Annotated in this window: 17 protein-coding genes and 1 pseudogene; 5 read left to right on the top strand and 13 right to left on the bottom strand. The window is 74.2% G+C overall.

The window, feature by feature from the left end; translation table 11 throughout:
- The first annotated feature begins 108 nt into the window (after window positions 1–108).
- Window positions 109–1,167, top strand: a complete 1,059-nt coding sequence (locus OIM89_RS25220; RefSeq protein ID WP_264491639.1) for a DUF3533 domain-containing protein — start codon at window positions 109–111, stop codon at window positions 1,165–1,167.
- Window positions 1,168–1,236: 69 nt separating this feature from the next.
- On the opposite strand, the gene OIM89_RS25215 is transcribed toward OIM89_RS25220, so the two are convergent.
- The 9 genes and pseudogenes from OIM89_RS25215 to OIM89_RS25175 all read right to left on the bottom strand — a co-directional run bounded on the left by OIM89_RS25215 (window position 1,237) and on the right by OIM89_RS25175 (window position 12,411).
- The gene (locus tag OIM89_RS25215) at window positions 1,237–2,319 is read right to left on the bottom strand and encodes a S1 family peptidase (protein ID WP_151169915.1); all 1,083 of its coding nucleotides are present in this window, start codon (window positions 2,317–2,319) and stop codon (window positions 1,237–1,239) included.
- A gap of 468 nt (window positions 2,320–2,787) precedes the next feature.
- Window positions 2,788–3,903, bottom strand: coding sequence for a slipin family protein (locus tag OIM89_RS25210; protein WP_047469881.1), 1,116 nt, complete (start codon window positions 3,901–3,903; stop codon window positions 2,788–2,790).
- 217 nt (window positions 3,904–4,120) lie between these two features.
- Window positions 4,121–5,020, bottom strand: coding sequence for a S1 family peptidase (locus tag OIM89_RS25205; protein WP_030696597.1), 900 nt, complete (start codon window positions 5,018–5,020; stop codon window positions 4,121–4,123).
- Between the two features lie 232 nt (window positions 5,021–5,252).
- Window positions 5,253–5,844 (bottom strand): annotated as a pseudogene (locus OIM89_RS25200) (hypothetical protein).
- Window positions 5,837–7,174, bottom strand: coding sequence for an NtaA/DmoA family FMN-dependent monooxygenase (locus tag OIM89_RS25195; protein ID WP_030696599.1), 1,338 nt, complete (start codon window positions 7,172–7,174; stop codon window positions 5,837–5,839). The pseudogene OIM89_RS25200 and the gene OIM89_RS25195 overlap by 8 nt, the downstream one beginning before the upstream one ends.
- Window positions 7,171–8,295 (bottom strand): LLM class flavin-dependent oxidoreductase, encoded by a 1,125-nt coding sequence (locus tag OIM89_RS25190; protein WP_047469878.1) that lies wholly within the window; start codon window positions 8,293–8,295, stop codon window positions 7,171–7,173. Before OIM89_RS25190 ends, OIM89_RS25195 begins: the two co-directional genes overlap by 4 nt.
- 201 nt (window positions 8,296–8,496) lie before the next feature.
- On the bottom strand, window positions 8,497–9,249 hold the full coding sequence (locus tag OIM89_RS25185; protein WP_030696601.1) for an amino acid ABC transporter ATP-binding protein: 753 nt from the start codon (window positions 9,247–9,249) through the stop codon (window positions 8,497–8,499).
- A 349-nt stretch (window positions 9,250–9,598) separates the two neighbouring features.
- The gene (locus OIM89_RS25180) at window positions 9,599–11,500 is read right to left on the bottom strand and encodes an FAD/NAD(P)-binding protein (protein ID WP_264491638.1); all 1,902 of its coding nucleotides are present in this window, start codon (window positions 11,498–11,500) and stop codon (window positions 9,599–9,601) included.
- Window positions 11,497–12,411: an amino acid ABC transporter permease gene (locus OIM89_RS25175; protein WP_226965074.1), complete on the bottom strand. Its 915-nt coding sequence runs from the start codon at window positions 12,409–12,411 to the stop codon at window positions 11,497–11,499. The genes OIM89_RS25180 and OIM89_RS25175 overlap by 4 nt, the downstream gene beginning before the upstream one ends.
- A gap of 603 nt (window positions 12,412–13,014) precedes the next feature.
- Between OIM89_RS25175 and OIM89_RS25170 the strand changes: the two genes are divergently transcribed.
- The gene (locus tag OIM89_RS25170) at window positions 13,015–14,001 is read left to right on the top strand and encodes an ABC transporter substrate-binding protein (RefSeq protein WP_047469869.1); all 987 of its coding nucleotides are present in this window, start codon (window positions 13,015–13,017) and stop codon (window positions 13,999–14,001) included.
- A gap of 14 nt (window positions 14,002–14,015) precedes the next feature.
- Here the strand turns inward: OIM89_RS25170 and OIM89_RS25165 are convergent, their stop codons facing one another.
- The gene (locus tag OIM89_RS25165; RefSeq protein ID WP_047469866.1) at window positions 14,016–15,200 is read right to left on the bottom strand and encodes a DUF5685 family protein; all 1,185 of its coding nucleotides are present in this window, start codon (window positions 15,198–15,200) and stop codon (window positions 14,016–14,018) included.
- Between the two features lie 292 nt (window positions 15,201–15,492).
- Here OIM89_RS25165 and OIM89_RS25160 point away from each other — a divergent pair, with 292 nt between their 5' ends.
- On the top strand, window positions 15,493–15,936 hold the full coding sequence (locus tag OIM89_RS25160; protein WP_008409578.1) for a cell division protein SepF: 444 nt from the start codon (window positions 15,493–15,495) through the stop codon (window positions 15,934–15,936).
- A 9-nt stretch (window positions 15,937–15,945) separates the two neighbouring features.
- Here the strand turns inward: OIM89_RS25160 and OIM89_RS25155 are convergent, their stop codons facing one another.
- The gene (locus OIM89_RS25155; protein WP_030696606.1) at window positions 15,946–17,667 is read right to left on the bottom strand and encodes an MFS transporter; all 1,722 of its coding nucleotides are present in this window, start codon (window positions 17,665–17,667) and stop codon (window positions 15,946–15,948) included.
- 334 nt (window positions 17,668–18,001) lie between these two features.
- Here OIM89_RS25155 and OIM89_RS25150 point away from each other — a divergent pair, with 334 nt between their 5' ends.
- Both OIM89_RS25150 and OIM89_RS25145 read left to right on the top strand, forming a co-directional pair.
- Window positions 18,002–19,060, top strand: a complete 1,059-nt coding sequence (locus tag OIM89_RS25150; protein ID WP_037665182.1) for a glycosyltransferase family 39 protein — start codon at window positions 18,002–18,004, stop codon at window positions 19,058–19,060.
- A gap of 252 nt (window positions 19,061–19,312) precedes the next feature.
- Window positions 19,313–20,368 (top strand): phosphatase PAP2 family protein, encoded by a 1,056-nt coding sequence (locus tag OIM89_RS25145; RefSeq protein WP_030696608.1) that lies wholly within the window; start codon window positions 19,313–19,315, stop codon window positions 20,366–20,368.
- Window positions 20,369–20,452: 84 nt separating this feature from the next.
- On the opposite strand, the gene OIM89_RS25140 is transcribed toward OIM89_RS25145, so the two are convergent.
- Window positions 20,453–20,668, bottom strand: a complete 216-nt coding sequence (locus OIM89_RS25140) for an I78 family peptidase inhibitor (protein ID WP_030696609.1) — start codon at window positions 20,666–20,668, stop codon at window positions 20,453–20,455.
- A 252-nt stretch (window positions 20,669–20,920) separates the two neighbouring features.
- On the bottom strand, window positions 20,921–21,943 hold the full coding sequence (locus OIM89_RS25135) for a helix-turn-helix transcriptional regulator (RefSeq protein ID WP_030696610.1): 1,023 nt from the start codon (window positions 21,941–21,943) through the stop codon (window positions 20,921–20,923).
- Window positions 21,944–22,024 lie beyond the last annotated feature (81 nt).

The raw sequence follows: 22,024 nt of genomic DNA, 5'->3' as shown, positions 1-22,024 counted from the left end.
CCGCCGTGACCTGCGCTTCTTCTCACACCCCGGACAGGGGCCCCGCCCGGTCAGCCATTCGGCCCGGCCCCGACTGCGGGGCCGGACGGGCGGCGACAGCGTGGGGGAATGTCGCACTCCGCCGGACCCGCCACGCCCCGGGGCCTCGGTGCCGAGCTGCGGGACGCGGTCACCCCGCGCACCACGCTGCTCGTCATCGGCGCTCTCGCTCTCCAGATCCTGTTCATCGCCAGCTACGTGGGCGCGCTGCACGACCCGAAGCCGCACCACGCCCCCTTCGGGGTGGCCGTGACGGGCGCGGCGGGTCAGAGCGAGGAGCTGGCCGCCCGGCTCGGCGGGCTCGACGGGGAACCACTGGACGCGCGGACGGTCGCCGACGAGGCCGAGGCCCGCCACCAGATCATGGAGCGGAAGATCGACGGGGCCCTGGTGGTGGACCCCCGGGGCACCACCGACCGGCTGCTGGTCGCCTCCGGCGGCGGCACCGTGCTGGCCACGTCACTGGAACAGATCATCACCAGGGCGGAGGCCGCCGAGGACCGGCAGGTGCGAACGGTGGACGTCGCCCCCGCCTCCCGCGAGGACTTCAACGGCCTCTCCTCCTTCTATCTGGTCGTCGGCTGGTGCGTGGGCGGCTACCTGACCGCCTCGCTGCTCGCGATCAGCGCGGGCAGCCGGCCGGCCAACGGGCGGCGCGCGGTGATCCGGCTCGGTGCCATGGCGCTCTACGCGATCGCGGGCGGCCTGGGCGGAGCGGTGGTGGTCGGGCCGGTCCTCGGGGCGCTGCCCGGCAGCCTGTGGGGACTGTGGGGGCTGGGCGCCCTGGTGGTCTTCTCCGTCGGGGCCCTGACCTTGGCCCTGGAGGCGGTGACCGGCATCGTCGGCATCGGCCTGGCCGTGCTGATCGTGGTGGTCGGCGGCAACCCGAGCGCGGGCGGCGCCTTCCCGCTGCCGATGCTGCCGCCGTTCTGGGAGGCGATCGGCCCGGCCCTCCAGCCCGGCGCCGGGACCTGGGTTGCGCGTTCGATCGCGTACTTCGACGGGCGGGCGCTCACCGGTTCGCTGCTGGTGCTGGCGGCCTGGGCGGCCGGCGGCGTCCTGGTGACCCTGGCGGCCTCGATGTACCGCGGGGACCGGGAGCGGTCACGGGGCCTGCCGCCGCGGTGAGGACGCGGTGAGGACAGGCGAAACCCCGGCCGGGCTGGGACTCCGGCCGGGGTTCGGTGCAGCGGGGTGTCAGCCGATCTCGACGCCGTACGCGGAGAGCGCCTCCGGCACCGGCTGGAAGAAGGTCTCGCCGCCCGAGGAGCAGTCACCGCTGCCGCCGGAGGTGAGGCCCAGCGCCGTGGAACCGGCGAAGAGCGAACCGCCGCTGTCACCGGGCTCGGCGCAGACGGTGGTCTGGATCAGGCCCTCGACCACGTCGCCGCCGCCGTAGTTCACGGTGGCGTCGAGCGCCGTCACCTCGCCGGTGGAGACCTGCGTGGTGGAGCCGGAGCGGGTCACCGACTGGCCGACGGTGGCGTCGCCGGCACCGGTGATGGCCTGGGTGCTGCCGTCGTACAGGTTCACCTCGCTGGGGTGCTCGGTGGAGCCGGTGTACTGGACCAGCCCGTAGTCGTCGCCGGGGAAGTTCGACTCGACCGTGGTGCCGATCTCGGGGCCGCCCGAGGTCTCGGACCAGCTGGAGATCCCCTCGGTGCAGTGCCCGGCGGTGAGGAAGTACGGCTCGCCGCCCTTCACCACGTTGAAGCCGAGGGAGCAGCGGCCGCCGTTGCCGTGGATGGCGTCGCCACCCGCGATGAACCGCTTGAACTCACCCTTGGTGTGCTTGAGTTCGGCCTTGGAGCCGAGCGCGTCCACCACCTTGGTGAGCTTCGCCAGCTCCTTGCCCTCGACCGTGCGGTCGGCGGTGACGACGACCTTGTTGCTGGTCGGGTCGATCGCCCACGAGGTGCCCGCGATGGCGGCCCGGTCCTTGAGGGTGGCCCGGGCGTCGTTCAGCGCGGCGAGGGAGTGCTCGACGATTCTGGCCTTGGCCCCGGACGCCTCGACCTCGGTGGCGGCGGCCTCGTCGAGGACGTTCACCACCAGGTTCTTCGCCTTGGCGTCGTAGTACGTCCCGGCGGCCGCCTTGCCGAGGTCACCGGCGAGGGTGTCGGCGAGCTTGCCCGCGGAGGCGACCGAGAGGGTGCGCGGCTCGGCGCTCGGCGCCTCGCTGGCGTTGGCCGTCTGGAAGGTCAGCCCGGCGGCGACCAGCGCGGCGATGCCGGCACCGGTCACGGCGACCCGGCGCCTGGGTATGCGTCGGTGGTTCACGTCACGTCCTCCTGTGGGGGGTTCGGCCGCCGGACCGCGTGTGGGGGTCGGCCGGGCAGCCGGAAGGAACGGACCCGGAGGAAAGGGGGCCGGCGGTGACCGGCCCGAACGCTCCGGGCCCTGCGTGGCAGCAACTATTGCGAGGCCGTGAGCCGGCACACAAGGTCGACTTCCGGCCTCCCGTACGACTCCTCCACGCCTCGCCGCACACCCGCCCACCCGCCGTCACCCCAGCTCGCACCTGCGGAATTGCACCCTCCGCAGTCACTCCACCGCCCGAGGTGAGGACTAGTCCTGTCTCATAACCGCCCCACCGGAATCAAGCGTTCCCACCCTGCCCGCACCCCGGTCACACCCCCGGCGCGCCCTGGTCACCGAACCTCCCCAACTCGCCCGGCGCGCACCGCGCCCGCCCCCGGACACACGGAAGGGCCGGCCGGGAGATCCCGGCCGGCCCTTCGAACGATTTCAGCCCCGTGGCGCTCCGCCCTCGCCCGGGGGCTCCCCGGTCGCGGCGCCGCCGGCCTCACCGGTGTCCGCGGACTCCTCACCCTCCGCCTCGGCGAGGGTCCCGGGCGCCTCGGGCTCGGCCTCGGAGACCGCCCGCTCCCCCACCAGGCCCGGGACGCCCTTCTCGCCGAGCCCTTCCAGCAGCTGGCGCACCACGTCCCCCGACGCCCCCGGCGGGAACTCGCCGGCCAGCTCGCGCGCCTGCGCGGCGAGGGCCTCGGGGTCGGTCTCCTCCCCGGCACTCGCGGCGGTGGCGGCCGTCGCCCCCTGCCCGGACGAGGCCGGGGAGGCCCCGGCCACCTGGGCGCCCGGGAGCGGCGCGGCCCGTTCCAGGAACCGCAGCAGCTCGACCGGGAACGGCAGGACGAGGGTGGAGTTCTTCTCGGCGGCGACCGCGACCACGGTCTGGAGCAGCCGGAGCTGGAGCGCGGCCGGCTGCTCGGACATCACCTGGGCGGCGCCGGCCAGCTTCTTCGACGCCTGGAGTTCGGCGTCGGCGTTGATGACCCGGGCCCGGCGCTCACGGTCGGCCTCGGCCTGCCGGGCCATGGAGCGCTTCATCGTCTCCGGCAGGGAGACGTCCTTGATCTCGACCCGGTCGATGGTGACACCCCACTCGACGGCGGGGTTGTCGATCATCAGCTCCAGGCCCTGGTTGAGCTTCTCGCGGTTGGAGAGGAGGTCGTCCAGTTCGCTCTTGCCGATGATGGAGCGCAGGGAGGTCTGCGCCATCTGCGAGACCGCGAAGCGGTAGTCCTCGACGCGGACCAGCGCGTCGGAGGGGTTGACCACCTTGAAGTAGACGACGGCGTCGACGCGGACGGTGACGTTGTCGCGGGTGATGCCCTCCTGCGCCGGGATGGGCAGGGTGATGATCTGGAGGCTCACCTTGTGCAGCCGGTCGACGAACGGCACCACCAGGGTGAACCCCGGCCTGCGCACTTCGGGCAGCAGCCGCCCGAGACGGAAGACCACCCCGCGCTCGTACTGCTTGACCACTCGCGCGGCAGCCAGCACGTACAGCGCCGCGGCGAACACCACGACCGCGGCCGCGGTCACCAGCACCTCGATCATGACGGCCCCCAGGGTCCCGTAGGGAAGTGATGCACGTCACTTCCGACGGTAACGCGTCCGGCGGCCCGGCGGGGAGGGGAGGTCGTGAACGGGGGCCGCCCCCGGGGAACCGTTCGCGACCGGTTCGCCCGGGGGCCGTCCCGTACGGAACGCGCGTCCGCGCTCCGTACGGGCCCGAGGTGCGGGGGACCCTGGCGGGTCCGGGGTGGGGCGGGGGCTAGAAGACGCTGACGCCGTAGGCGTTCAGGGCCTCGACGACCGGCTGGAAGAAGGTCGTGCCGCCCGAGGAGCAGTTGCCGCTGCCGCCGGAGGTCAGACCGAGGGCGGTCGACCCGGAGTAGAGCGGGCCGCCGGAGTCGCCGGGCTCGGCGCAGACGTTGGTCTGGATCATGCCGTAGACGACCTGGCCGCTGCCGTAGTTCACGGTGGCGTTGAGGCCGGTGACCCGGCCGCTGTGGGTGCCGGTGGTGGAGCCGCGGCGGGTCACGGTCTGGCCGACGGTCGGGTTGGCGGCCCGGGTGATGTCGACGCTGCCCACGGTGCCCGAGGCCGGCACGGAGGAGTTGGTGTAGCGGATCAGGCCGTAGTCGTTGTTGGGGAAGCTCGACCCGGCGACCGTGCCGAAGGCGGTGGTCCGCGCGGAGTTGGTGTACCAGGTGCTGGTGCCGCTGGTGCAGTGCCCGGCGGTCAGCGCGTAGTAGGTGCTGCCGCTGCGCACGTTGAAACCGAGGGAGCAGCGCGAGCTGCTGCTGTAGATGGCGTCGCCACCGGAGAGCAGCGGGCTGAAAGTGCCCTCGGTGCGGTTGATCTCCAGGGCGCCGGCCTCGCCGCCCGCCGCCTTCTGGATCTTGGCGATCTCCGCCTTGGAGACGGTGGAGTCCGCGGTGACGACGACCTTGCCTGCCGCCTTGTCGACGTACCAGGCGGTGCCGGCGACGTCGGTGTCGAGAACCGCCTCGGCCGCGCTCGTGAGCTCCGCCGAGCTGAACGTCGCGCTCTCGCCGGCGTGCGCCGACGGAGTCGCGAGGGCGCCGACGGCGGCGAGGCCGGCGGCGAGAGCGACCAGGCGGGTACGTCTCGCGACGCTGCTGCGGGGGGTGGTGCGCTTGATCCTCACTGGCTGTTTCCTCCCGAAAGGAACCGAGGGCCGCGCGGGGGCGGGGCCCTTGTGAGGCGCAGTCGGGGGAGCGTCCGCATTCCGGATGCGTCGTGCCCCTGACAAGCGCTGGACGGGAGTATTGGGCGCCCGCCAGAGGCGCACAAGGGCTGCTTTCGGCCGCCTGGCAGGTGGAGCGCGCATGGCCCCGGGAGTCAGCTCTCCCGGGGCTCGCGCTACGGGGTGGGACGCCTCACCCCTCCGCGAGGTTCCCCTCCCCCGCCCGCACGGGCACCGCGAGGGTGTTGCCGGGCGGCGGGAAGGGGCACGCCCGACCACCCGGGGTGAAGGCCGGCTCTCCGCCGGGCCCGCGCCCCCGGTGGTGTCCGTCGGCGTCGGCCCCGCGCACCACGCGGGTGTCCGGGTACGGGGTGAACGTCCCGGTGGTTCGGGCGGCCGGGCCCTCGGGTCTGCGGACGGTCCGGGGTGCCGCGCGGAACCGCCCGGACTCCGGGCCGTGCGCCCGGAGGGCCCGCAAGCCCTCGCGCCGCGGCACCGCGAACCGGCGCCCGCCCTGCCCGGCGCGGGCCCGCTCGGGCGGCCCCTGGCCGGCGTCGAGACGGGCGGTGCCCACCGGCGGGCGGCCGTCGAGGAGGAGCCCGTCGGCGGCGGTGGCGGTCACCGGGAGGCCGGTCCCCGTCGGGGTGCCACCGCCCCGGGATGGCCGGAAGTCGTCCTTCCGGAAAATCGTCCAGCCCGTGGACACCGGTGGCGGAGAGCGGGCCGTACGGAGCGGCCGGCGAGGCGGCGCGGCGGCGGTGGCACTCCTCGGCGGTCTCAGCCACGGCCGGCCTCCGTACGCGGGCGCGGCGCGGGCAGGCCGAGGTGGTCGCGGAGGGTGGTGCCGGTGTACTCGGCGCGGAAGGCGCCGCGCTCCTGGAGGATCGGCACCACCCGGTCGACGAAGGGGTCGAGCCCGTCGGGCGTCAGGTGCGGGACGAGGATGAAGCCGTCGGCGGCCCGCTGGTCGACGAAGGAGATCATCTGCTCGGCGACGGCGGCGGGGGTGCCGACGAAGGACTGCCGGCCGGTGGCCTCGATGACCGTCTCCCGGCTGCTGAGCCCCTTCTCGGCGGAGAGCGCCCGCCACTTCTCCGCGATCTGGCGCGGGTCTCCGTGCTTGACCCGGCCCTGGACGAAGGTCGAGTCGACGTCGGGGTCGGCCTCGGGCAGCGGTCCGTCCGGGTCGTGCCCGGAGAGGTCGATGCCCCAGATCTGCTCCAGGGCGTACAGGGCGTTCTGCGGGGAGATCTGGCGGCGCCGGATCTCCATCGCGTTCTCCTGCGCCTCGGCGCCGGTGTCGCCGAGGACGAAGGTGACCCCGGGCATGATCTTGAGGTCCTCGGGGCGGCGGCCGTGGGCGGGGAGCCGGTCCTTCACGTCGGCGTAGAAGGCGCGGCCCGCCTCCAGCGTGCCGTGGCGGGTGAAGACGACGTCGGCCGCGGCGGCGGCGAACTGCCGGCCCTCGGGCGAGTCGCCGGCCTGGATGACGACGGGGTGGCCCTGCGGGGAGCGGGGCAGCCCGAACCGTCCTTCGACGCGGAAGTGCTGCCCGCTGTGGGCGACGGGCTGCCCGGCGCCGTCCGGGGCGGCGGCGTCCCACAGTTCACGGGCGGTGGCGACGAACTCGGCGGCGCGGGTGTAGCGGTCGGCCCGGTCGAGGAAGCCGCCGCGCCGGAAGTTCTCCCCGGTGAACGCGTCGAAGGAGGTGACGACGTTCCAGGCGGCGCGGCCGGCGCTGAGGTGGTCCAGGGTGGCGAGGCGGCGGGCCAGTTCGTAGGGCTCGTTGAAGGTGGCGTTGACGGTGGCGGCGAGGCCGAGCCGTTCGGTGGTGGCGGCGAGCGCGGCCAGGACGGTCAGCGACTCGGGGCGGCCGACCACGTCGAGGTCGTGGATGCGCCCCTGGTGCTCGCGCAGCCGCAGCCCCTCGGCGAGGAAGAAGAAGTCGAAGAGGCCGCGTTCGGCGGTCCTGGCCAGGTGGGTGAAGGAGGAGAAGGCGATCTGCCGCCCGCCGGGTCCGGCCGGCGGGGGCGAGGTCTGGGCGTCCTCGGCCCAGACGGTGGTGTTGTTGACGCCCGGGAAGTGGGCGGCGAGGTGCATCGGCCGGCTGGTCATGCGGGCTCCCCCTGGGTGGTCGCGGATCGGTCGGCTCCCCGGGCCGCGGCGTACCGGCTGGCGGGCCGGGCCAGGCCCAGGTGGTCGCGGAGGGTGGCGCCGGGATAGAAGGTGCGGAACCGGCCCCGGTGCTGGAGCAGGGCGACGGTGCCGTTGATGAGCCGCTCCAGGTCGCGGTCGGGGTCGGCGGGCACGAAGTGGAAACCGTCGACGGCGCCGGTGTCGTGCCAGGCGGTGACGAGTTCGGCGAGGTCGACGGGGCCGCCCCGGTAGACGGCCGGGGAGCCGGCGCCGCCCGCCCGGGGTCCACCGCCGCCGTGCGAGGGAACGGCCGCGTACTCCCCGCCGCCGAGGTCGACGGTGAGCGCGGCCAGGACCCGCAGGGTGCCGGGGTCGCGGCCCGCGGCGCCGGCGCGGTCGAGCAGCTCCTCGCGGGCGGCCCGGGCGGCGGCCGGGCCCTGGGCGTGGATCAGGGCGACGTCGGCGTGGCGGGCGGCGAGGTCGCGGGCGTGCGGGCTCGCGGTGTCGGCCACGACGACCGGGCGGCCCTGCGGCGGGCGCGGCACGATCGAGGGGCCCCGGACGCTGAAGGTGCGGCCGGTGAAATCGGCGTAGTGGAGCTTGTCGCGGTCGACGAAGCGGCCGGTTGCCAGGTCGCGGATCTCGGCGTCGTCCTCCCAGCTGTCCCAGAGCCGCCCGGCCGCCTCGGCGACCTCGGCCGCCTCGTGCCACAGGGCGGCGGCGGGGGCGACGGGGCGGCGGCCGAAGAGGCGGGCCTCGGCCTCGGTGGTGGAGACGGCGGGCAGCCAGCCGGCCCGGCCGCCGCTGACCCAGTCGAGGGTGGCGACGGCGGCCTGGAGGTGGAAGGGCTCGGTGTGGGTGGTGGTGACGGCGGGGACGAGACCGACCCGGGCGGTGGCGGGCGCGGTGACGGTGAGTGCCTGGAGGGCGTCGGGGCCGCGTTCGCCGAAGGCGTCGGTGAGGGTGACGAAGTCCAGGGCGCCGTCCTCGGCGAGCCGGACCCGGCGGGTCCAGTCGGCGGCGGTGTACGGCCTCGGGGCGCCGGGCGCGCTGAGCGCGGCGGCCAGGTGCAGGGTGGTCGGCTTGTGGGGTTCCGGCATGGGTGGCGGTGCCTTCCGTACGACGGGGAGTCCGGGGGGTGTCAGGGCTTGGGCAGGCCGGGCGGGTTGATCTCGGACTTCTCGACCGCTTCGCCGCTGAGGTTCCACCGCTTCAGCACCTCGGCGTAGGTGCCGCCTGGTGCCGGGCTGACGGAGTGTCGGGGCGGCCGGGGAGGCGAAGGAGGTGCGGACGGGCACGGTTCAGAGCACCTTGGAGAGGAAGGCGCGGGTGCGCTCCTGACGCGGGCGGTCCAGCACCTCGGCGGGCGGGCCCTGTTCGACGACGACGCCCTCGTCCATGAAGACGACGGTGTCGGCGGCCTCGCGGGCGAAGCCGATCTCATGGGTGACGACGATCATGGTGGTGCCCTGCCGGGCCAGGTCCTTGATGACGTCGAGGACCTCGCCGACCAGTTCCGGGTCGAGGGCGGAGGTGGGCTCGTCGAAGAGGAGCAGCTTGGGTTCGAGGGCGAGCGCGCGGGCGATGGCGACGCGCTGCTGCTGCCCGCCGGAGAGGTGGCCGGGGTAGGCACCGGCCTTCTCGGCGAGGCCGACGCGTTCCAGCAGGGTGTGGGCGGCGGCGACGGCCTCGGCGCGGGGGCGCTTCAGCGCGGAGACGGGCGCCTCGGTGATGTTCTCCAGGACCGTCAGGTGCGGGAAGAGGTGGAAGTTCTGGAAGACGAAGCCGATCTGCGTGCGCTGCCGCAGCACCTCCCGCTCGCGCAGTTCGTACAGCTTGTCGCCGGAGCGGCGGTAGCCGACGAGCTTGCCGTCGACGGTGATCCGGCCGCTGTCGACCTTCTCCAGGTGGTTGACGGTCCGCAGCAGGGTGGACTTGCCGGAGCCGGAGGGACCGAGGACGACGGTGACCTCGCCGGTCCTGACCTCCAGGTCGATGCCGCGCAGCACCTCGTGGGAGCCGAAGCTCTTGCGGACGGAACGGATCTCGACCATCGCGCTCATGGCGTGGCCCCTTTCGCGAAGCGCTTCTCGACGTGGTGCTGGACGACGGAGAGCACGGTGGTGAGCAGGACGTACCGCGGATCTGCCGCAGCCGGCGGATGCCGAGCGAGGCGGCGGCATGAAGGGGAGGACCACGCCGAGGCCGAAGCCGAGCGCGGTGCCGTAGCAGGTGAGCTGGAGGGTGACCCGGACCGCGCACAGGATCACCTCGGCGGTGAGGAACTCGGCGAACTCCTCCCATTCCCAGCCGGTGTCGGTGGCGAGGCCGTGGGCGAACTGGAGCAGCAGCACGGCGGTGGCGGGCGCCGCCGGGGGGACGGCCGGGCCGCCGCGCGGCGGGTCACCGGTCAGGGACATGGGTTCCTCGGGAAGGGGACGGTACGGGGACGGGGACCCGCTCCCCCGTCCCGCGCAGGAGCGCGAGCAGGGCGCGGGCGGTGGCGTCGTTCTGGCGGAAGGAGGAGCTGTTGGTACGGGGCCGGGTGAAGGCCCCGGCGCCCCGGGCGTCGGTGTGCGGGCCGAGCGCGAAGCGGCGCGGATGGGGCAGGCCGCCGGGCCCGAGGAGCCGGCCGTCGGCGGGGTCCACGCGGAGCAGGCCGCCCGGTCCGGTGGCGGCCCCGTCGTCGAGCAGTCCCCGGGGCAGCGGGTCGGCGGAGCGGACGGCGGCCGCGTCGGGCAGCCGCGCCTCGACCAGGACCCGGGCCTCGACGTGGTACCCGGGCACGGCGGGTGAGGCGGCGCGGAAGAGCCCGGACTCCTCGTCGGCCGTGAACACGGTCCCGGGGCCGAGGAAGTGGACGATCCCCGCCTCGGAGAGGGCCGCGAGCCGGCGCAGCCGGGGTCCTGGCGGCCCGGAGGCGAGGTAGCTGAAGAAGCCGTGCCAGTCCTGTCCGCTGTCGCCGAGCCGCAGCAACTGCCCGTAAACGGAGAGCAGTCCGAGGAAGACCGCCAGGTCGGGGCTGTGCGCGGGGTCGTGGCGGCGGTCGAGGTCGGCGGCGATGTGGGCGCGCAGCGCCGCCTGGAGCGCGGCGGGGTCCGGGTGGACGGCGCCGGCCAGCGGGCGGTCGAGGGCGGCGAGGTCGAGGCGGTCGGCGGGGTCGGGGACGGCGGTGGCGACCAGGGTGCGCAGCTCCTCGCTGAGCGGCGCGGCGGCGGCGTACTTCTCGGCGAAGTCGTCCCAGGCGATCCGGGCGGCACCGGGCCGGGTGGTGAAGAGGCGGTGGTAGTGGGCCCAGCCGAGTTCCTTGTCGATCAGCGGCCACAGGTCGCGGGCGAAGTCGGGCCCGCCGGGTCCGGCCGCCGCGTGCAGGGCGTCGACCACCTCCGCGGTGAGGAAGCGGGGCAGCGGCGGCGGGTCGCCCTGCCAGCCGTAGCCGATCTTGGAGCGGTAGGGGACGCCGCGGCGGGAGCCCGCGTACAGCACCGGTTCGGCGCCGGAGGGGTGGTAGACGAGGCGGCCGTCGGCACCGGTGGTGTACCGGCCGCCGCGCCCCTCGGTGACCAGCACCATCAGGTCGACGAAGGCGAGCCCGAGGCCGCGTACGAGGACGGGTGCGCCGGGTGCCAGGGCGCCCAGGTCACTGTCGGCGGTGTAGGCGGGCGGCAGGTGGGTCAGGCCGTGGCGGGCGGCGAAGGCGGTGAGCGCCCGCTGTCCGGCGTCGGGTTCGGTGTCGAGGTGGCCGAGGGTGAGCAGGACGGCGTCGGCGGTCAGCGGGGTGTCCGAGCCCGCCGGCCACACCCGCTGGAGCCCGTCCGGGGCGCCCTCGACGCGGACGGCGGCGCGCCGGTGCTCGTGGACGGTGACCTGCGGCGGCAGGGTGGCGCGGACCCGGGCGTGCACCCAGCCGAGGTAGGCGCTCTGGAGCCGCCGGGAGGCGAAGCCGTCCGGGGCCAGGCCCCGTATCTCCGCGTCGAGTTCGGGGCCGGCGGCGACGGCGGGCGGCGGCAGGGTGGACGCGCGGTACGCGGCGGCCCAGGCGGCGAGGTCGGGGCCCGGGGTGACGGGGCCGGCCATCTCGACGGTGTCGTCGGTGAAGAGGGTGACGTCCTCGGCGTGCGAGTTCATCCAGAGCAGCGGCGACTGGTCGTGGCGCCATATCCGTCCGCCGCCGGGCGGGTGCGGATCGACCAGGTGCACGTCGAGGGGGTGGTCGCCGTACACCTCGGCGAGGTTGGCGGCGATCCGCTCCAGGACGCCGGTGCCGCGCGGCCCTGCGCCGACGACGACCAGGGCGGGGGTCACCGGTCGCGCTCCGAGCGGCCGTAGTACCGCTCCACGTAGTGCTGGCCGGCCGTCAGGACGGTGGTGACCAGGGCGTACCAGAGGGTGGCGACCAGCAGCAGCGGGATGACCTGGTAGGTGCGGTGGTAGACGAGCTGCACGGAGTGGAGCAGGTCCTGGACGGCGATGACGCTGACGATGGAGGTGCCCTTGAGGGTGCCGATCAGCATGTTCCCGGCGGGCGGCACGATGGCCCGCATGGCCTGCGGCAGCACGATCCGCCGCAGCCGCCGCCACCGGCCGAGCCCGAGCGACTGGGCCGCCTCGGTCTGGCCCCGGTCGACGGAGAGCAGGCCGCCGCGGACCACCTCGGCGGCGTAGGCGGCCTCGTGGAGGGTGAGGCCGATGAGGGCGACGGTGAGCGGGCCGAGGAGGTTGACGGTCTTGACGGTGAGGAACTCGGGCCCGAAGGGGATGCCGAGGCCGAGCTGCGGGTAAAGGGCGCCGATGTTGAACCAGAACAGCAGCTGGACCAGGACCGGCGTGGAGCGGAAGAACCAGATGTAGCCCCAGCTGACGCTCTTGAGCACCGGGTTGGCCGACATCCGGGCGACGGCGAGCAGCGTGCCGAGGACGAAGCCGAGCGCCATCACCAGCGCGGTCAGCCAGAGGGTGAGGCCGAGGCCGCGCAGGACCGCCGGGGTCGTGAAGTACTCGGCGACGACGCCCCACTGGAACGCCTCGTTGCGGACCACCGAGTTGACGGCCATCGCCAGCAGCAGCAGGACCACGGCGGCGGCCGCCCACTGGCCGGTGCGGCGTACGGGGACGACGCGCGGCGGCGCGGGCTCGGCCTCCTTGGTGAGGACCGGGGCGGCCGGGGCCTCACCCGTGGGGGAAGGGGCCGGCGCGGCAGGAGGTGTCGGGGGCATGGCGGACTCCGTGACTCCAAAGTCGGAGCACGGTTCGCGTCGCTCGGCACTGCACCCGGGCCGCGCCCCTCAGCACGGTCCGCCGTCGAGATTACGGCGGCTCCGCGGCCCGCTGTCAAGACTGTCCGCATCATGGGCACCCTGTCTCAGGGCAGTTGACGCCGCACGGGATGCCTGGTCCACTGAGCCCATGCATCCGACCCGGCGACTGGTGACGCGCTCCCACATCGACTTCGGTCGCGTGTGGTCCTCCTCCTGTTGAGCCGCCCCGGCCACTGAGCCGTTCCGCGCCGCGTCCTCCCTGGTCAGAGCCGCTTCGGCGGACCTTTCCGTTTCCTTCCCCAGCACTGTCGTGCCGTCGGCCCCCCGGCGTCGCCGCCTCCGCGGCGCACCGGGCCGCCGCGCGCGCCCTTTCCCGCATCCCGTCCCCGCACGGGTTCGCGCCCTCACTCACGCTCCGCACCCGCCCGTCTCCCCGGGCACCCCCTCCCCTCACGCCATCTCCGACTGCCTTTCCATGCAGGCCAGTTGAGTTACCCCCTCCGTGTCCCGTATCGCGGACCCCTGTCCCGTTCCCTGAGACCCGCCAGGAGTAATCCCGTCATGAGCAGCCCCTTGCGTCCCGGTACCACCCGGCGGACCGCCCGCCGTCAGAAGGGGTTGTTCGCCCTGGTGACCGCCGCCGCCCTCGCCCTCACCGCCTGCGGCGGCCAGGGCGGGCAGGCCGAGGCGGGCGGGGCGGACAAGCCCGGCACCGGGGCCGGGGCCGTCTCCCTGCCCACCGAGGACGTGGTCTCCGGGGTGAGGAAGGACCCGGCCGCCGCGAAACTGCTCCCGGCCGCCCTGCGCGACGGCGGCGAGATCTCCCTGGCCGCCGGCGTGGGCTCGCCCCCGTCCTCCACCTACCTGGACGACGGGAAGACCGTCGCGGGCCTCGACCGTGACGTCTCCGACGCCGCCGCCAAGGTCCTCGGCCTCACCGTCCGGCGCGAGGTGGCCGGCTTCGAGGCGATCCTCCCGGCGCTGGGCAGCGGCAAGTACCAGGTGGCCACCGGCAACTTCGGCGTCACCGACGACCGCCGCGCCACCCTCGACTTCGTCACCTACATCAACGACGGGCAGGGCTTCGCCGTCCGCGAGGACAGCACCCTGAAGAAGGTCACCGACCTCACCCGGCTCTGCGGCCTGAACATCGCCACCGGCGCCGGCACCACCTTCGAGGTCACCCTGGAGGAGAACCGCCCCCGCTGCGCCGAGCAGGGCGAGAAGCCGTACGAGGTACGCACCTACGCCGAGCAGGGCGCCCTGTGGGGCTCGCTCCAGCAGGGCCGCAGCGACGTCGTGATGAGCACCATCAACGGCCTGCGCCACGCCGTGGACCAGCAGCCGGGGCTGAAGTTCCTGAACGAGTACCAGCGCCTGGACGTCGGCCTCGCCTTCAAGAAGGGGACCCCGCTGGCCCCGGCCTTCCAGGCCGCCGTCGACCACCTCATCGAGGACGGCACGTACGCCCGCATCCTCGAGAAGTGGGGCGTGACCGGCTCAGCCCTGAAGGAGTCCCGCATCTCCCCGCCGGAGCTGAAGAGCTGAGCCGGTCCAGACCTTCAGCCGTCGCAGCAGCAGCCGTCGCAGCAACTGCATTTCTCGCAGCAACTGCACCCGTCACCACAGCAGTTGCAGCATTCGCAGCATTCTTCACACTTCTTGCAGACCCCGTCCCGGCGCCGACGGCTCCACGGCCCCTCGTACGTCCCGCAGCACAGCTGGCAGGTGCAGGCCATGCCGATGAAGACCAGGCAGCCGGGTATCAGCCCGCGCGGCTCGCGGGGCGGCGGGGGCGGCAGGTCGCCGGGGCCTCCGGGGTGCGGCGGCGCCCCGGGCGCGTAGGGGTTCCCCGGAGGCGGACCGTACGCCTCGGCGCCGTGCCGGTGCCGCTCCTCGCCGAAGGCCCGTTCCACCGAGCGGCCCAGTTCGTGGACGAGCAGGACGTGGGCGAGCCGTCCGTCGGCGAACTCGGCCTCGTCCAGGGCGAGGCGGATGCCGTGCAGCGCGTCGGCGGCGAGCCTGCGCGCCTCGGTGCGCGGGGTGCCGGTGGCGGTCAGCGGGTTCCACGCGCCGCTCGCCGCGTCCTTCTCCTGGTCCTCGACAGCGTCCAGCAGGTGGGCGAGGCGGCCGAAGAGGCGGCCGGCCTCGGCCAGCGGCGCGGCGTTGCCGGGGATTTTGGCGAGGTGCGCGGTGTGCGCGAAGGCCGCCGCGGTCGCCGTCTCGGTCGGCTCGGTGACGGCCAGCAGCGGCGTACCGGGTCCGGCGAGCGCCTCCACCTCGGGCTGCCGGTCGACCGCGCCGACGAGGAGCGCGGTGTCGAAACCGACCCCCGCCCCGGCTCGCGCACCCTCCTTGTCCCATACGCCCGCAATGCGCCGGGCGGCCGCCGCGACCGGACGGTGTGCCAGAAGGCCGTCCAGATCTGTGACATGGTCACGGGTTTTCGCCGAGGCGAGGATGAGCGAGACGGCGGCCGCGAGCCGCGCACCGTCACCCTCCGCCACCGAGGCCCTGCGCATGCCGCGCAGCGCGCAGGGTCCCGCGCGGCGCCTTCCGGCCCGTTCCGCCCCGGCCTGAGCCTCCGTCAGGACCGAGATGACGAGACCGTCGTAGTTGGTGGCCACCCGGGCGAACTGCCCCGCCTGCCCGCGCAGGGCGAGGCAGAGTCCGCACAGGTGAGCCATCCATTGAGCGGTCAGCCGCTCCCCCAGCCGGTGCGTGCACGGCCGGACCATTCCGAACATCCGCTGCCTTCCCCCCGGACGCCGGCGCGGGGTGAAACGGAGCTGGTGGCCCCGCTCGCGTCACCCGGTCGCCCCCGTCCGTCACCCGGACGGCACGACGCGCGCCGATCGTCGTATTTTCACTCGGTGTCAGCACAGTGATACCGCACGGCCCTTGGGGAATGCGGTCATAGCGTGCACCAGTACCGTCACGAAAGCTCCGCGCGCCGCCTATCCCCTTGGCGCGTTGTCAGCATGATGGACGACGATAGGGGTGCGGAAAACAGGGAAACCGCTGCGAGAGGAGGCGTCCATGGGATCGGTGCGCAAGGCGAGTGCCTGGCTTGGCCTCGTCGACGACAACGACGAGCGCTACTACGACGGCTATGCCGACGAGGCTGCCGAGGGCCCGGAACCCGGCGACGCCTGGGTGACGGACCCGCGGGTCCAGGTCGCCTCGGAGTCCGCCCACGAGCAGGGCCGCCGGATCGGCACGGTCACGCCGGAGAGCTTCCGGGACGCCCGGCGGATCGGCGAGCTGTTCCGGGACGGGGTGCCCGTCATCATCAACCTGACCGCCATGGACCCGGGTGACGCCAAGCGCGTCGTCGACTTCGCCGCCGGGCTCATCTTCGGACTGCGCGGGTCCATCGAGCGGATCGCCACCCGGGTCTTCCTGCTCTCGCCGCCGGACACCGAGATCGTCGACGGCGGTGCCGCCCACCGTACGGACAACGGCTTCTTCAACCAGAGCTGACCGCTCCGCTCAGCCGCGCAGCGCCGAGTCGCGCGTACGGTGCCCGTCGGCCGGGGCGGCCCGGCCGGGGTCCTTCTCCGTGCGGGGGCGCGGCGGCTCGGCCCGGGGAATCCCCCCGGGGTCCTCGGTCCCGCGAGGACCGGGGACAGGCTTCCCGGTGCCGTCGGTGGAGCCGGGGCCCGGTCCGCCGGGTTCCGCCGGGGTGGGGTCCATCGACCGGGGCAGCCGCAGCGCGGCCAGCGCGCCGAGCAGCAGCAGGCCGGCGCTGACGACCAGGGTGACGTGCAGGCCGTGGACGAAGGAGTCCTTGGCGGCGGTGCGCAGCGCCGCCCCCGCCGGCCCGCCCAGCTCCCGCGCCACGTCGTACGCCTCGCCGAGCGAATGGCGGGCGTCGGCCGCGGCGGCCGCGGGAACGCCCTCCACCTGCCGCAGCCCCGGCCCGTAGGCCGCGTTCATGACGCTGCCGAGCAGGGCTATGCCGATCCCCGCGCCGAGCTGGTACGAGGTCTCGCCGATCGCGGCGGCCCCGCCCGCCTCCTCCTTCGGGGCCTCGCTGAGCATCGACTCGTACGAGCTGAAGAGGGTCGTCTGGAGGCCGAGGCCCAGCAGGACGAAGCCGCCGATCAGCAGGGGCGGGTTGTCGTGGTCGCCCATGCCGGTGAGGACGAGGACGGCGACGGCGGTGAGGGTGAAGCCCGCGCCGACCATGGCGCGCGGCCCGAGCCGGGGCAGCAGCCGCGAGCCGGCCAGCCCGGCGGCCATCGCCGCGAAGGTCAGCGGCAGCAGGCGCAGACCGGTCTCCAGCGGGGAGAGGCCGAGGACGAGCTGAAGGTACTGGGCGGCGATCAGTTCCAGGCCGACCAGGGCCAGCATGGCCAGGACGATGCACCCCACCGAGGTGCCGAAGGCGGGCCGGGAGAAGAGCGCTAGGTCGACCAGCGGGTGTTCGCGGCCCCGCTGCCGCCGGACGAAGACGACCAGCAGGACGGCGCCGAGGACCAGCGGGACGAGGGTGCCCAGCAGCGAGACCTCGCCGCTGCCGGCCTGTTTGACGCCGAGGACGACGCCGAAGAGTCCCCCTGCGGCCAGCAACGCGCCGACCGCGTCCCAGGGACCCTGGCCGTCGCCGGTCGACTCGGGCAGCAGCCAGCGGCCGACGGGCAGCGAGACGAGCATGATCGGGATGTTGATGAGGAAGACCGCGCCCCACCAGAAGTGCTCCAGCAGGAAGCCGCCGAGGAGCGGCCCGCCGGCCGCGCCGATACCGGCGACCGCGCTCCACACACCGATGGCCACGGCCCGCTCGCGCCGGTCGGGGAAGACCTGGCGGAGGATGGACAGGGTGGCGGGCATGATCATGGCGCCGCCGACACCGAGCAGCGCCCGGGCGGCGATGAGGAGCGGGGCCGACTCTGCGGCGGCCGCGAGCGCCGAGGCGATGCCGAAGAGGGCGTACCCCAGCAGCAGGACGCGGCGGCGGCCGACGCGGTCGCCGAGGGTGCCGAAGAGGATCAGCAGGGAGGCGCAGACCAGCGGGTAGCTGTCGACGATCCAGAGCAGCTGGACCTGGCCGGGGCGCAGGTCCTCGCTGACGGCGGGGATGGCGACGTGGAGCACCGTGGCGTCGACGGCGACCAGCAGCAGGCTGGCGCAGAGCACGACGAGGATCATCCAGCGGCGGGCCGGTGCCTCGGCGCCCTCGGGCTGGGCAGTGCGGGGCGTCCCGGTCATACACGTACCTCCCAGTGAGCCTCGTGCGTCTCACTTCGGCGGGGTACGGACTCCCGGTCCGGGCCACGACGACGAACGAGTGAGCCGACAGCGTACGTGAGTACACCTTGATGCAGGGTGGTGCGCCTCCCACCGTTGCGACCTCGGAATGTGGTGTGTGCCACGTACGGTCCGCACTCGCTCACAGGCCCCTCCCCAGTGGCTCGGTCTCCGCACGGATAATCGCCCGGTGACCGCTTCTGATCAAATCCGCCCGCTCTCCGCACCTCGGGCACCCGAGCCGGGCCCGCCGGGGCTGCGCCGCGCCGGCCCCGCCCTCGCGGTGTACGCGGCGGTGCGGCTGACCGGGCTCGCCGTCCTCGCGGCCTGGAGCGCCCTCGCGGGCAACGACGCCCACCGGCTGCTCTCCCGCCGCTGGGACTCGCTCTGGTACGCGCGGGTCGCCGAGCAGGGGTACGGCTGGGAGGTGGTGCTGCCCGACGGCGCCGTCCACTCGAACCTGGCCTTCTTCCCGCTGCTGCCGTGGCTGGAGCGGCTGGGCTCCTGGCTGACGCCGCTGGCGGCGCCGGACGTGGGGCTGGTGGTGAGCGCCCTCGCCTCGCTCGCGGCGGCCTGGGGCATCTTCGCCGTCGCCGAGCGGCTGTACGGGGCCGCGGCCGGGGTGACGGCGGTGGCTCTCTGGGCGGTGCTGCCGGTCGGCATCGTGCAGTCGATGGCGTACAGCGAGTCGCTCTTCACCGCGCTGGCGGCGTGGGCGCTGTACGCGCTGCTGCGGGAGCGGTGGGTCGCGGCGGGGCTGCTCGCCTCGCTGGCGGGGCTGACCCGGCCGGTGGGGATGGCGGTGACGGCGGCGGTCCTGGTGGGCGTGGCCCTCGCGGCACGCCGCGAGCGGCGGCTCACCCCGGCGATGGCGGCGGGCGCGCTGCTGTCGCCGCTCGGCGCCGGCGCGTACGTGGTCTGGGTGGGGGCGCGCACCGGCGACCCTCTCTTCGGCTACCTCTCCGTGCAGGAGGGATGGGGCAACGGCTTCGACGGCGGGCTGGCCTTCGCCCGCTTCATCGGCTCCCTGCTGGCCGGGCCCGGCTTCTGGGGCGGCCTCGGACTGGTGGCGGGGCTGGCGCTGCTGGCCTGGCTCTGCGTGCGATGCGTGCGCCAGGGACAGCCGGCGGTGCTGCTGGTCTACGCGGGGATCGTGGTGGTGCTGGCGGTCTGCGCCTCGGGGTACTTCGGCTCGAAGCCGCGGCTGCTGCTGCCGGCCTTCCCGCTGCTGCTGCCGCTCGCCGTGGCACTGGCCCGCTGGAGCGCCGCCCGGCGGGGGCTGCTGCTGGCGGGTGTCGGTCTGCTGTCGGCCGGGTACGCGGGCTTCTGGCTGAACGGTTCAGGGCCACCCTGACCTGCGACGCCGCTCCCCCGGCCCGGATCGCGAGCGGTCCCGGAAGGTATCCGGATTCCGCTCGGCGAAAGAATGGAAAAGTGGAAGAATTACCGGTCGGATCATTTCCGCCGGGCCGTCCGTAATACTTCCCGCCGCCGCCTGTGTAATGCCGGGATAAAGGAGGCGCTGAGAGCTATGCCACATCACATGGTCATCACAAAGCCGAAGATTCGAGCGAGTCGACCACTCACTCCCTGTAACGTCGATTGAGTGGGTACCGAACCGAACCTCACCCGTCTGGACCGGCTGTTCGCCCGGCTGGACCGTGAGCAGCAGCGGCCGGAGCAGCTCCATGTGCCGCGCATGAGCCGGCACAGGATCGCGCTGTTCGGCGCGACGCTGGCGTTCTACGCCACCATCGTCGTGGCCGTGATCACCACGAGCTGGCTGGTCCGGCTGGACTGGCAGCTCATGTTCTTCCGCCCCTACCAGCAGTGGCCCGAGATCCACCCGTACCTCGACTACTACGTGGTCCTCGGACAGCGCGGCCCGACGGCGGTGATGGTCGCGGCCTGGCTGGGCTGGCGCTCCTGGCGCCAGCACACGCTGCGGCCGCTGCTGGCGCTCGGCGCCTCGCTGCTGCTGCTGAACGTCACGGTGGGCGCCGCCAAGATCGGCATGGGCCGCCTCGGCCCGCACTACGCCACCGAGATCGGGGCCAACGAGATGTGGCAGGGCGGCGACATATTTCCGTCCGGCCACACCGCCAACGCCGTCGTGACCTGGGGCATCCTCGCCTACCTGGCCGCCACGCCACGCGCCCGCCGCCACCTGTCGACCCTGTCGGCGGTGGTCTCCCTCGGGGTCGGCCTGACCACGGTCTACCTCGGTACGCACTGGCTGAGCGACGTGCTGCTGGGCTGGGCGGCCGGCGTGCTGATCCTGCTGGCCCTGCCCTGGTTCGAGCCGATGATCAACTGGGCGGAGGCCCGCATCCTGGCCGCCCGCGACCTGCTCTGGGCCCGCTGGGGCGACCGGCTGCCGATGCCCCGCCCCGGCGCGGCCGCACCGGCGGGCAGCGCCACCACCCAGGCGGCCCCGCCCGCCACCGCGTCCACTCCGTCCGCCCCCGCCGAGCGGCTGGTGGTGGAGCCGTCGGCGCAGCAGCTACGGCCGGCCGGCAACCGCCCGCACCTGGCACAGCGCCCGCACGCGGGCCGGGCGGAGCGGCCGCCGCAGCCCCCCTCGGCCGCGCGCAGGCCGCCGCACTCCGGCGACCGCGGCCAGCGGGGCGGGCCCTCGCCCCGGCCGGTCGCCGGCGGCTGAGCGGCGCCCCGCAGACCACGACGGGCCCGGCCCCCGCACAGGATGCGGGGGCCGGGCCCGTTCTCGTACCGGTCGCGGTGGGTGTCAGCCCTTCCAGCCGCGGGTGACGCGGCCGTCGGTGACCTCGAAGTTGATCCGGCCGGCGAGGAACTCCATGGTGATCATGGCGCCGGGCTGGAGGGTCCGGACGGTGGTCCAGCCGCGTTCCCCGGCCTGCCGTTCGGCCTCCTCGGCGGTCAGACCGACGTAGGCGGCGGGGTCGTCCTGCGGGTCGGGGGGCGGGGTCGGGAGAGAAGCCATGGCGCCACGGTAGCCCCTTCGGTTCCCCACGGGTCACGCTTCTGTCACAGGACCGCGACACCCGTGTGCCGGGAAGCCGTTCACACGTACGGCGGTTCCCCGCCCAAGTTTTTTCTTCCGCCGGTTTACGGAGGGTTATTCGCGCGCCACTTGGAATTCGTCATTCCGCTGCCGGGCCCGCTCTGCATTCGCCCGGCCCGGCCCGCCCGCCGCACGGCTGCGCCGGAACGCGGGAGAAGAATGCCCGCCCCCCTATTCCGATTCCGCAAAAGCGTCGGCGTTCCGCTCTCCCTTCCGCTCTCCGTTCCGCTCACCGCGCTCCAGCGCGCGCCCGAGCAGACCGTGGGCGGCCCGCAGCCCCTCCTGGACCCCGTCCCCCTCGACCACCTCGAACTCCAGCCCCAGCAGCAGGATGTGGATCACCAGGACGTCGAGGCTGGTGGCCCCCGCCGTCAGCAGGCAGCTGTCCGCGCTCTCGGCCGCCAGAGTGCCGTCCGACGGGGAGATCCGCCCGGCCGCCTCCTCCAGCGGCACCAGCAGCCGCAGCACCACCCGGTCCGGGTAGACCCGGGTGGACAGCCCCTCGGAGACGTATGCCGCGAGATCCTCCGCCGGGCCCTCGCGCGGGGTGAAGCGCGGCCCGTGCGGCGGCCTGGGGGTGATCCGGTCGGCCCGGAAGGTCCGCCAGCCGGCCCGGTCCAGGTCCCAGGCAACCAGGTACCAGCGGCGCTCGGTGCAGACCAGGCGGTGCGGCTCGACCGTGCGCCGGGACTCCTTCCCGGCATGGTCCCGGTAGGCGAACCGCAGCCGCTCCGCGTCCCGGCAGACCGCCGCCAGCTCCGTCAGCACCCCCGGCTCGACCCCCGGCCCGCCGGGAGCCCGCAGCAACGGCACGGTGTACGCGTGCAGAGCCCCGACCCGGCGCCGCAGCCGGCTCGGCAGCACCTGCTCCAGCTTGGCCAGAGCGCGCACCGAGGACTCCCCGACCCCCTCGACACCCCCTCCCGCGGCCGTCCGCAGCCCCACCGCGACGGCGACCGCCTCGTCGTCGTCGAGCAGCAGCGGAGGGAGTTCGGCGCCCGCGCCGAGCTGGTAGCCCCCGGTGGTGCCGGGGGCCGCGTTGACGGGATAGCCCAGCTCCCGCAGGCGTTCCACGTCGCGCCGGACGGTGCGCGAGGTGACCCCCAGGCGGTCGGCCAGCTGGGGCCCGGTCCAGGAGCGGTGCGCCTGGAGCAGCGAGAGGAGACGGAGGAGACGTGCGGAGGTGTCCAGCATGGGGGGAGTCTGGCAGGGGTCGCGGACAGGGGGTGTCCGCGAACTTCCCGGGGTGGCTTGTCGGCTGGGCCGCCGGGTGAG

The organism is Streptomyces sp. BI87, from assembly GCF_025957665.1.
Lineage (GTDB): Bacteria > Actinomycetota > Actinomycetes > Streptomycetales > Streptomycetaceae > Streptomyces > Streptomyces albidoflavus.
Note: the sequence above shows the minus strand (reverse complement) of the source record. Positions and strands in the feature narration are given on the sequence as shown.